An 8,834-nucleotide genomic window follows, 5' to 3' on the forward strand; every position below is an offset into this window, starting at 1 on the left:
TTCAGACGTGGCCAACATCCTGATCGTGGATGACGACCCGGCCGTGCAGGCCACGATCCGGCTGCTCCTGGAGAGGGCTGGTCATCGCGTCACCATCGCCGGCGATGGCCGCAAGGGACTTGCGCTGTTCGAGGTCGGCCAGTTCGACCTGCTGTTTCTCGACATCTTCATGCCCGGCATGGACGGGCTCGAGACGATGCGCCGCATTCGCGCGCTGGCTCCGGCTATCCCCATCATCGTCATTTCCGGCCGCTCGATCACGCCGGACGCCTATGCGGAGCCGGATTTCCTGAGGATGGCGACCAAGCTCGGCGCAGTGGCAAGCCTGCAAAAACCGTTTCGTCCCGGCGCTTTGCTCGCCGCGGTCGATGGCTGCCTGAAGACGGCGTGGCCGGAGGCACCCGATGTCAGCACCGGCAGCCGATGACAAGGATATCCGTTCCGTCTCGAGCCAGGGCTGGCGGGGTGGCCATTCGCGGCGCGGTGCGAATTTTCACATGACGCTCGCAACGCGGCTTGCCATCGCGATGATCCTGCTCGTGGCGGTGACGGTGGCCGCAGTCGGATGGTTGGGCTACCGCAACACCACCCAGGCCGTCATTCCACGCGTCCTGGAACGGGTCGAGGCGCAGTCTCGCCTGCTGGCGACCAATCTCGAATCCTATGTTGCCGGAGCACGCGGCGATCTCATCGGCTATCGCGCCGCAGCGGCGATCAACGGCCTCATCCGTGCTCACGACAATGGAGGCATCGACCCGACCGATGGGGTGTCGGAGCAAACCTGGCGCCAGCGCATCGCAGCGCGGCTCGCTGCGGAGATCGAGGCCAAGCCCATCTACGGCCAGTTCCGGATCATTGGTGTCGATGACGACCAGCGAGAGTTGGTTCGGGTCGACCGCTCCGGATCGAACGGAACGGCACGCATCGCGCCCGACAGCGAGCTGGAGAGCAAGAGCGACCGCCCCTATTTTCAGCAGACGATACGGCTCGCACCCGGCGAGATCTATGTGTCTTCCGTCGATCGCGCCACGCGGCAGGGAGGCACTGAGGTGCTCCATGCTCCGACGCTGAGGGCAGCGATGCCGCTGTTCGCACAGGACGGCAAGCCGTTCGGCATCATCATTGCCAACATCGACATGCGACCGGCCCTCGATCGTGTCCGCTCGACAGTCACTTCAGGCGGAGAGGTCTACGTCGTTGACTCGCGCGGCAATTATCTCGTCCATCCCGACCGCGCGCGTGAATTTGCGTTACATGAAAGCTCCAACGACTGGCGCAAGGACTTCCCGTTCTTCGCGGCCCTAGCCGGTACGCTGGAAGGTGCCACGCGACTCATGACCGACGATACGGGCCGGCCAAGCGGCGCAGCGATCGCGCCCGCTCTGCTCGCGGGCAAGGAATGGGTCGCGATCGTCGAAACGATACCGGCGCCTGTGTTTAGCCTCGTGCCCGCAGCAATCCAGAAGACATCCCTGCTGGTTGGTCTGTTGGCCGTGCTCGCCGCGGCTTTGCTCGCGGTCCTGGTGGCGCGGTCGCTGACGCGTCCGATCGGACGTCTGACCCGCGCGGTCGAGGCCATCGGCAGCGGACGGGCGGCGGACATCCCCGTCGATGCCAGCGGCGAAACGGGGGTGCTGGCGCGGGCCTTTGCCCAGATGGTCGAAGAGACGCGGGCGAAGACGGCCGCGCTCGAACGCGAAGTCGAGGAGCATCGCCGGACCGAGGTCGCGCGAAGCCACCACGCGGCGCGCGAGCGCTTGTTCAGCGCCGCGATCGAATCGTCCGATGATGCGATCGTGATGCAATCGCTCGATGCCATCATCACGGGCTGGAATCCCGCCGCCGAACGCCTCTATGGCTACTCGGCCGACGAGGCGATCGGGAAGTCCACCGCGATTATCGTCCCGCCCGATCGCCGCGAGCAGGGCAAGGACTATCGGCGGCGGATCGCCCGGGGCGAGCCGATCGAGCGTTTCGAGACGGTGCGCCTGCGCAAGGACGGCACGGCGGTCGAGATCTCCCTGAGCCTGTCGCCGATCAAGGGGCCGTCGGGCGAGATCGTCGGTGCCTCCGGAACCGCGCGCAGCCTCACCGAGGCGCGGCGGGCCGAGCGGGCGCTGCAGCAGCAGCTCGAGGAGCGGCGGCAGATCTTCGAGACCTCACAGGACCTGATCATGGTGATGGATGCGCGAGGTCATGTCGCGCAGATCAGCCCGAGCAGCCAGACCATTCTCGGCTACAGCCCCGAAGAGATGATCGGCCGTAGCGGCGCCGATTTCGTCCATCCCGATCATCTGGAGCAGTCCCGCGAGGACATGCGCGCGCTGCGGCGCGGCGCCCGCCCCAAGCTCGCCGACACCCGCTGCTTCCACAAGAATGGGCACGCGGTCTGGCTGTCCTGGCTGGGCAACTGGTCCGAGCCGGCCAAGCGCTTCTTCTTCGTCGGGCGCGATATGACGGAAGCGCGGCTCGCGCAAGAATCGCTGCGCGAGAGCGAGCGGCTGGCGCGCAACATCGTCGAGACCTCGCTCGACGCCTTCGTCCAGACCGACCAGACCGGCAGCATCCTGAACTGGAATTCGCAGGCCGAACAACTCTTCGGCTGGCGCCGCGACGAGGTGCTCGGCAAGAGCACGATCGACCTGATCGTCGCCGAGAGCGAACGCGAGAGGGTGAGGACGGGCCTGAAGCGTTTCCTCGAAAACGAGGATGACAGGACCCTGAATCGCCGCCGCGAGCTGATGTGCTGCCGCCGCGACGGCAAGGAGTTCAGGGCCGAGCTGAGCGTCACCGCGCTGAAGCGCCGCGAAGGCCTGCTGTTCAACGTCTTCTACCGCGATCTCACCGACAAGATGGCGGCCGAGGAGCGCATCCGCCATGCCGAGAAGATGGAGGCGGTCGGCCAGCTCACCGGCGGCGTGGCGCACGATTTCAACAACATCCTCACCGTCATCACCGGAACGATCGAAATTCTCGCGGAGGCGGTCGAGAAGGAGCCGCAGCTCGCGGCCATCACCAAGATGATCGACGAGGCCGCCGGGCGCGGTGCCGAGCTGACCCAGCATTTGCTCGCCTTTGCGCGCAAGCAGCCGCTCCAGCCGCGCGAGATCGACATCAACTCACTGATCGTCGACACCGCGAAACTGCTGCGACCGACGCTGGGCGAGCAGATCCAGATCGAATCCGTGTTCGAGGACGAGAACTGCGTCGCGATCGTCGATCCCAACCAGCTCACCACCGCGATCCTCAACCTCGCGCTCAACGCCCGCGACGCCATGCCCGGCGGCGGAAAGCTGATCGTCGAGACGGGCGGCGCCTATCTCGACGAGGTCTATGCCAGCGTCAACGACGTCCGGCCCGGGCATTACGTGCTGATCGCCGTGAGCGACACCGGCACCGGAATTCCGGCGACCATGCTGCCCAGGGTGTTCGACCCCTTCTTCACCTCGAAGGGACCCGGCAAGGGCACCGGACTCGGGCTTTCGATGGTCTACGGCTTCATCAAGCAGTCCGCAGGGCACATCAAGATCTACAGCGAAGAAGGCCACGGCACCACGATCAAGATGTACCTGCCGCCGGGCAAGACGCCGACGGCGGTCGGCGAGGGCGTGATCGCGGCGACGATCGAGGGCGGACGCGAGACCATCCTGGTGGTCGAGGACGACCGGCTGGTGCGTGACTACGTGCTGGCTCAGCTGCATTCGCTGGGATACGTCACCTTGCAGGCTGCGAACGCCGCGGAGGCGCTCGCGATCGTCGCCGCCGGCAAGCCGTTCGACCTCTTGTTCACCGACGTCATCATGCCCGGCAAGATGAATGGACGTCAGCTCGCCGACGAACTGATGAAGACGCGCCCCGATCTCAAGGTCGTCTACACGTCAGGCTATACCGAGAATGCGATCATCCATCACGGCCGGCTGGATTCGGGCGTCCTGCTGCTGGCCAAGCCCTATCGCAAATCGGATCTGGCGCGGATCATCCGGAGGGCGCTGCAAGCCTGAACCGCCGTAGCCCGGATGAGCGAAGCGACATCCGGGACGCTGCAGCAGCATTCCCGGAGATCGCTTCGCTCACCCGGGCTACGAAACTCCTTACGATGCGCGCTGGGCCGCAGTCATCACGATGCGGATCAGGTCGGCGGCATTGCGCGCGCCGAGCTTCTTCATGATGTTGGCGCGGTGGTCCTCGATGGTGCGCGGGCTGATGCCGAGCGTGCGGCCGGCTTCCTTGTTGGATGCACCGGAGGCAAACTGCTCGAGCACCTCGCGCTCCCTGCGCGTCAACGGCTCGCGACCCGGGAAATGCAGCGAGCCGAACTTCGGCGACGCATTCTCCGCCTGCCTGCGTGCATAGGCGCCGATCGCCTCGTCGAGCCGGCCGACGATCTCGCTGCCGCGGAACGGCTTCTCGATGAAGTCGAGCGCCCCGCTCTTGATGGCGCCCACCGCCATCGCGATGTCGCCCTGCCCGGAGATCATGAAGATCGGCGCCGGATAGTCCTCACCTTGCAATTCCTTGAGAATGTCGAGACCCGACTTTCCGGGAATGTGAACGTCGAGCAGGATCGCGGCCGGCGTGCGGTTTCGCGCGACGGAGAGCAGCGCTGCACCGTCCGCAAAACAGATCACGTCATAGCCCGCCGCCTTCAACACCATCGACAGGGTGTCGCGAACGGCAGGGTCATCGTCGACGACGAAGATTTCACCACGAGAGGTTTGCTCGGCCATGTGCCACATCCAGTTGGCATTACGGACTCGCGTCCGCACCAATCGTTATGGCGCTCGGCGCGGATTCGGCCCACCCGTATTTGTACGGGACATGGACTTAACGCACAAGTAGCGGCAGCGCGCCTAATTGCGGGGGACGGAGAATATCCATGCTAAATTTCGCCGATACGCCCGCTCTAGTCGCAGTGCCCGCAGTCGAGAGCCGCGAGTTGATTGCGGCCGACCTTCGCTTGCTGATCGCACAGATCGAGACCAGCATGCGCCGGATCGCCGCAGCCATGGACCAAGAACACGCCGGCGATCCCGAAAGTTCCTCGGACGTCGTCATACTCGACGACGTCACGCCCTGTTATGCCACCGCAAGCGCGGCCCTCGCCGCATGCCGGGCTGGCCTCCGTCAGGCTCTGCAATGCCTGTCGGAGTCCGGCAGCGCTATGTAGATCGCGATCGACACGGCCGCGGCCACCCTCGATCGCATGGCAGCTCCGTGCCTCAGGCCCGGTGCCGCTCCACGATCGCATCGGTGGCGACCCCACCCCAGGTGTGAATCGCCGGCAAGCCCATCGCGGTCTTGCCGAGATTGGCGAGGCTGATGCGCAGGGCCGCGAGGTCCAGCGGCTTCGGCAGGCTCTGGAGTTCGATCCCGACCGAGCGGGCGAAGCTGCGGGCGGCGCTGCGGCGCTTGCCGTCCATGCCGCTGATGACGATCACCTTGCCGGCGAACTTCGCCTTCGCCATCTCGTGCAACACGTCGACGCCGTCGCCATCCTCCAGCACGAGATCGAGCGTCACGCAATCGAAGCGCGCGGCACGCAGCTTCTCGATCGCCTCCGCCACCGACGGCGCCACGGTGACTTCGTGGCCAGCCTGCTTGGCGGCGACCGTGATGAGGCTGCGCTGCGTGGCGTCGTCATCGACCACCAGGAGCTGAAGCGCACGCCGCTCGGCGACGTCGGGCAGGTTTGACGGGATGGGAGAGAGAGAGCTTCTGGGCATTGCCGTATCCTGAGATTGAGACCAGCAATGGTTGCATGGTTCGCGCTTAAGCGGCGTAAAGCCGCTACGGCAAATTCGTTCGGATGTTTCAGCAAATATAAAGCAACGTCGCCGCAACCATTTCGATCAGGCGGCCTCGTCGCGGCCGCCGGCGGCGCCGCGCTTCTTCCTGTTCTTGCCGCGCAGGAACTGGATGTCCATCTCGGCGCCGTTGACGCGCACCAGCTCGCAGCGCCGATAGGCAAGGCCCGTGGACGACAGCAGCAGGAAGAACTCCTTCAGGTTCAGTCCCTGGATCGAGCCTTCCACCGTGAGGATGGCGTCGGTGTCGGAGATCGCGTTGAGCTTGCAGTCACGACGCCAGGTACCGTCGATGGCCATGATGCAGACGTCATAGCCGCGACTGAACGTCACCCGTTCTGCGCCCTTGCCATCCTCGGCCATCTTCAGCGTCCTGCCATGACCGCCATGCGCGGCGCCGCGCCGGCGAGAGCCGGCTTGGCGGCCGCGGCACGCGGGTCGTTCGGCTTGTAGAGACCGCGCCGCTCCGGAATCGGCCTGAACGTGTCGGTCAGTCCGACCACGGTTTCGGCTGCGCCGAGCACCAGGAAGCCGTCGGGCTCGATTTGGCGCGCGAGACGGTTGAAGATGTTGATCTTGGTGTCCTGATCGAAATAGATCAGCACGTTGCGGCAGAAGATGACGTCGAATGTGCCGAGCTGGGCGAAATCGTGCAGCAGGTTGAGCTGCCGGTGCTGGATCATCGCCCGCAATTCGGGATTGATCTGCCAGGTCTCGCCGGTCTGCTTGAAATATTTGACCAGCAACTGGATCGGCAGGCCACGCTGCACCTCGAACTGGCTGTAAATGCCGGCCTTGGCCTTCTCCAGCACCTCCTGCGACAGGTCGGTCGCGATGATCTCGACGCGCCAGCCGGTGAGAGCCGCGCCCATCTCCTTCAGGCACATCGCCAGCGAATAGGGCTCCTGCCCGGTCGAGCCGGCGGCGCACCAGATGCGCACGCTGCGGCGAGCGGCGCGCGCCTTGATGATTTCGGGCATGATGGTGTCGCGGAAATGATCGAACGGGACCTTGTCGCGGAAGAAGAACGTCTCGTTGGTGGTCATGGCCTCGACCACGTCGGTAATCAGCGTGCGCGAGCCGCCTTGCAGCTTCTGCACGAGCTCGGTGATGCCGGAGAGCCCTGCCTTGCGGGCCAGCGGCAGCAGGCGGCTTTCGATCAGATATTGCTTGTCTGCGGACAGGTCGAGCCCGGAATTGTCCTTCAGGAACTTACGCAGATACTCATACTCGGTCGGGGTCACGGATGGCCTCTTCGAAGCTGTACTGGAACACTCTGGCCGAAGCAGTTCGGCCAGACACACTCAGACCATGGCTTGTCCGACCGGGATCAAACCAACCTCAGCGAATTTGTCGGCGATGATGTCCTTGTCGAAGGGCTTCATGATGTACTCGTTGGCGCCGCCGCTGAGCGCCTGGGCGATATGAGCCACGTTGTTCTCGGTGGTGCAGAACACCACCTTGGGCTGGTCGCCGCCGGGCAGGCGGCGCATGTGGCCCATGAACTCGAAGCCGTCCATCACGGGCATGTTCCAGTCGAGCAGCACCGCATCGGGCAGCTTGCGCTGGCAGATTTCCAGTGCCTTCGAGCCGTCCTCGGCCTCGGTGACCTCGAATTCGAGGCCTTCGAGGATCCGGCGTGCGATCTTGCGCACGACGCTGGAATCATCGACCACCAAACACGTTTTCATTTCGGTTCTCCGGCTTCGATGTTTTTCACTGGCTCACGCAGCCATTTGCACTTTGGTTTCGAGTTCGAGGACGCGATCGACGTCGAGGACGACCATGAGCTGGCCGTCGAGGCGATGGACGCCGCCGGCGAGCTTGGCCATGCGGGGATCGAGATTGACGGGGTTTTCCTCCATGCCGGCCTCGGGCAGGCGCAGGACTTCACCGATCTGGTCGATCAGCAGGCCGTAGGATTCGCCGCGCAGGTCGACACCGACCGCCATCGGCACCTTGCCGTCCTCGGCCTTGGGCAGGCCGAGGCGTGCGCGCATGTCGACCACGGTGACGATGCGGCCGCGCAGATTGAGCACGCCGGCGATCTCGCGCGAGGACAGGGGCACGCGGGTGACGCGCTCGGGCATGAACACGTCCTGGACGCGGGAGATCGGCAGGCCGAACAGCTGGCCGCCGATCATCGCGGTGACGTATTCGACCATGGCGCCTTCGCCCACTTGCGTCTTCTTGCTCATCTCGTCTCTCCTCAGGTCTGCTTAGGCCGCCGCGCGGCTCAGCTCGGAGGCGCCGGCGGCGCCCGCGGTCTGCTCCTTCAGCGCCGCGATCAGACCGGGACGGTCGAACTTGGCGACGTAGTCGTGGAAGCCGGCCTGGCGGCCGCGCTCGATCGCCGCCGGCGACACCAGGGCGGAGAGGCCGATGATCGGCATCGAGTTGAGATTGTTGTCGGAGCGGATCACTTCGGCGAACTCGAACCCGTTCATGTCGGGCATCTCGATGTCGGTCAGCACCACGTCGAAGCTCTGCGCGCGCAGCGCCGCAAGGCCCTCCTGCGCAGTCGGCGCGGTGCGGACGCGGTAGCCGGCGGCCTTGAGCACGGGGGCCAGCATGTTGCGGAAGAACGCGCTGTCGTCGACCAAAAGCACCGACTGCGAGTGCAGCGACGGCTTCATCTCCTTGCGGGTGAACCAGTCGGCGAACGCCATCGGCAGGAAGTGGCCGACATCGATCACCTCGGTGGCCTGGCCCTTGATCACGGCCGAGCCGAGAATGCCCTGGCTGGAGCCGCCGACCTCGATGTTGAGCCGCTCCTCGACGATGTCGATGATCTCGTCGACGACGAGGCCCATGGAGCGGCCGTCATCGGCGAACACCAGGATCGGCTGGACGCCCTGGCTGGCGATGGTGACGCCCTCCATGGCGACCAGCGGCATCAGCTGCTCGCGGTACTGCACCATGTAGCGGCCGTTACTGAACTCGATCTTGTCGGCGGGCAGCTCTTCGAGGCGCGTGACCAGCCCGAGCGGGACCGCCTTGGGCTGGGACGAGCCGGCGCGGAACACCAAG

10 protein-coding genes are annotated in these 8,834 nt (G+C 65.1%); 3 read left to right on the forward strand and 7 right to left on the reverse strand.

Going from position 1 to position 8,834, the window contains the following annotated elements; genetic code table 11:
* Window positions 1–7: 7 nt before the first annotated feature.
* A complete protein-coding gene (locus SE91_RS30565) occupies window positions 8–427 on the forward strand; it encodes a response regulator (RefSeq protein ID WP_061850303.1) in 420 nt (139 codons plus the stop codon).
* Window positions 405–4,001, forward strand: a complete 3,597-nt coding sequence (locus SE91_RS30570; protein ID WP_061850304.1) for a PAS domain S-box protein — start codon at window positions 405–407, stop codon at window positions 3,999–4,001. Before SE91_RS30565 ends, SE91_RS30570 begins: the two co-directional genes overlap by 23 nt.
* 90 nt (window positions 4,002–4,091) lie before the next feature.
* Here the strand turns inward: SE91_RS30570 and SE91_RS30575 are convergent, their stop codons facing one another.
* Window positions 4,092–4,727, reverse strand: coding sequence for a response regulator transcription factor (locus tag SE91_RS30575; protein ID WP_008565145.1), 636 nt, complete (start codon window positions 4,725–4,727; stop codon window positions 4,092–4,094).
* Window positions 4,728–4,876: 149 nt separating this feature from the next.
* On the opposite strand from SE91_RS30575, the gene SE91_RS30580 reads away from it, so the two are divergent.
* Window positions 4,877–5,167, forward strand: coding sequence for a hypothetical protein (locus tag SE91_RS30580; RefSeq protein WP_061850305.1), 291 nt, complete (start codon window positions 4,877–4,879; stop codon window positions 5,165–5,167).
* A 52-nt stretch (window positions 5,168–5,219) separates the two neighbouring features.
* On the opposite strand, the gene SE91_RS30585 is transcribed toward SE91_RS30580, so the two are convergent.
* The 6 genes from SE91_RS30585 to SE91_RS30610 all read right to left on the reverse strand — a co-directional run.
* A complete protein-coding gene (locus SE91_RS30585; protein WP_008565133.1) occupies window positions 5,220–5,723 on the reverse strand; it encodes a response regulator in 504 nt (167 codons plus the stop codon).
* Window positions 5,724–5,849: 126 nt separating this feature from the next.
* Window positions 5,850–6,167 carry a hypothetical protein gene (locus SE91_RS30590; protein WP_008565131.1) on the reverse strand — a complete coding sequence of 106 codons (318 nt, stop codon included), beginning with the start codon at window positions 6,165–6,167 and terminating at the stop codon, window positions 5,850–5,852.
* Between the two features lie 2 nt (window positions 6,168–6,169).
* Window positions 6,170–7,048 carry a CheR family methyltransferase gene (locus tag SE91_RS30595; protein ID WP_060734522.1) on the reverse strand — a complete coding sequence of 293 codons (879 nt, stop codon included), beginning with the start codon at window positions 7,046–7,048 and terminating at the stop codon, window positions 6,170–6,172.
* A gap of 60 nt (window positions 7,049–7,108) precedes the next feature.
* The gene (locus SE91_RS30600) at window positions 7,109–7,495 is read right to left on the reverse strand and encodes a response regulator (RefSeq protein WP_027577509.1); all 387 of its coding nucleotides are present in this window, start codon (window positions 7,493–7,495) and stop codon (window positions 7,109–7,111) included.
* Between the two features lie 33 nt (window positions 7,496–7,528).
* On the reverse strand, window positions 7,529–8,002 hold the full coding sequence (locus SE91_RS30605) for a chemotaxis protein CheW (RefSeq protein WP_060734521.1): 474 nt from the start codon (window positions 8,000–8,002) through the stop codon (window positions 7,529–7,531).
* Between the two features lie 21 nt (window positions 8,003–8,023).
* The coding region (locus tag SE91_RS30610; RefSeq protein WP_156489866.1) for a response regulator at window positions 8,024–8,834 on the reverse strand (811 nt) is incomplete at its 5' end.

The organism is Bradyrhizobium sp. DOA1, assembly GCF_001593325.1.
Taxonomy (GTDB): Bacteria; Pseudomonadota; Alphaproteobacteria; order Rhizobiales; family Xanthobacteraceae; genus Bradyrhizobium.

Bases quoted from the DNA above. Each gene is read 5' to 3' on its own strand.
- SE91_RS30570 (WP_061850304.1), top strand. From the start codon at position 405: ATGTCAGCACCGGCAGCCGATGACAAGGATATCCGTTCCGTCTCGAGC.
- SE91_RS30575 (WP_008565145.1), bottom strand. From the start codon at position 4,727: ATGGCCGAGCAAACCTCTCGTGGTGAAATCTTCGTCGTCGACGATGAC.
- SE91_RS30580 (WP_061850305.1), top strand. From the start codon at position 4,877: ATGCTAAATTTCGCCGATACGCCCGCTCTAGTCGCAGTGCCCGCAGTC.
- SE91_RS30585 (WP_008565133.1), bottom strand. From the start codon at position 5,723: ATGCCCAGAAGCTCTCTCTCTCCCATCCCGTCAAACCTGCCCGACGTC.
- SE91_RS30590 (WP_008565131.1), bottom strand. From the start codon at position 6,167: ATGGCCGAGGATGGCAAGGGCGCAGAACGGGTGACGTTCAGTCGCGGC.
- SE91_RS30600 (WP_027577509.1), bottom strand. From the start codon at position 7,495: ATGAAAACGTGTTTGGTGGTCGATGATTCCAGCGTCGTGCGCAAGATC.
- SE91_RS30605 (WP_060734521.1), bottom strand. From the start codon at position 8,002: ATGAGCAAGAAGACGCAAGTGGGCGAAGGCGCCATGGTCGAATACGTC.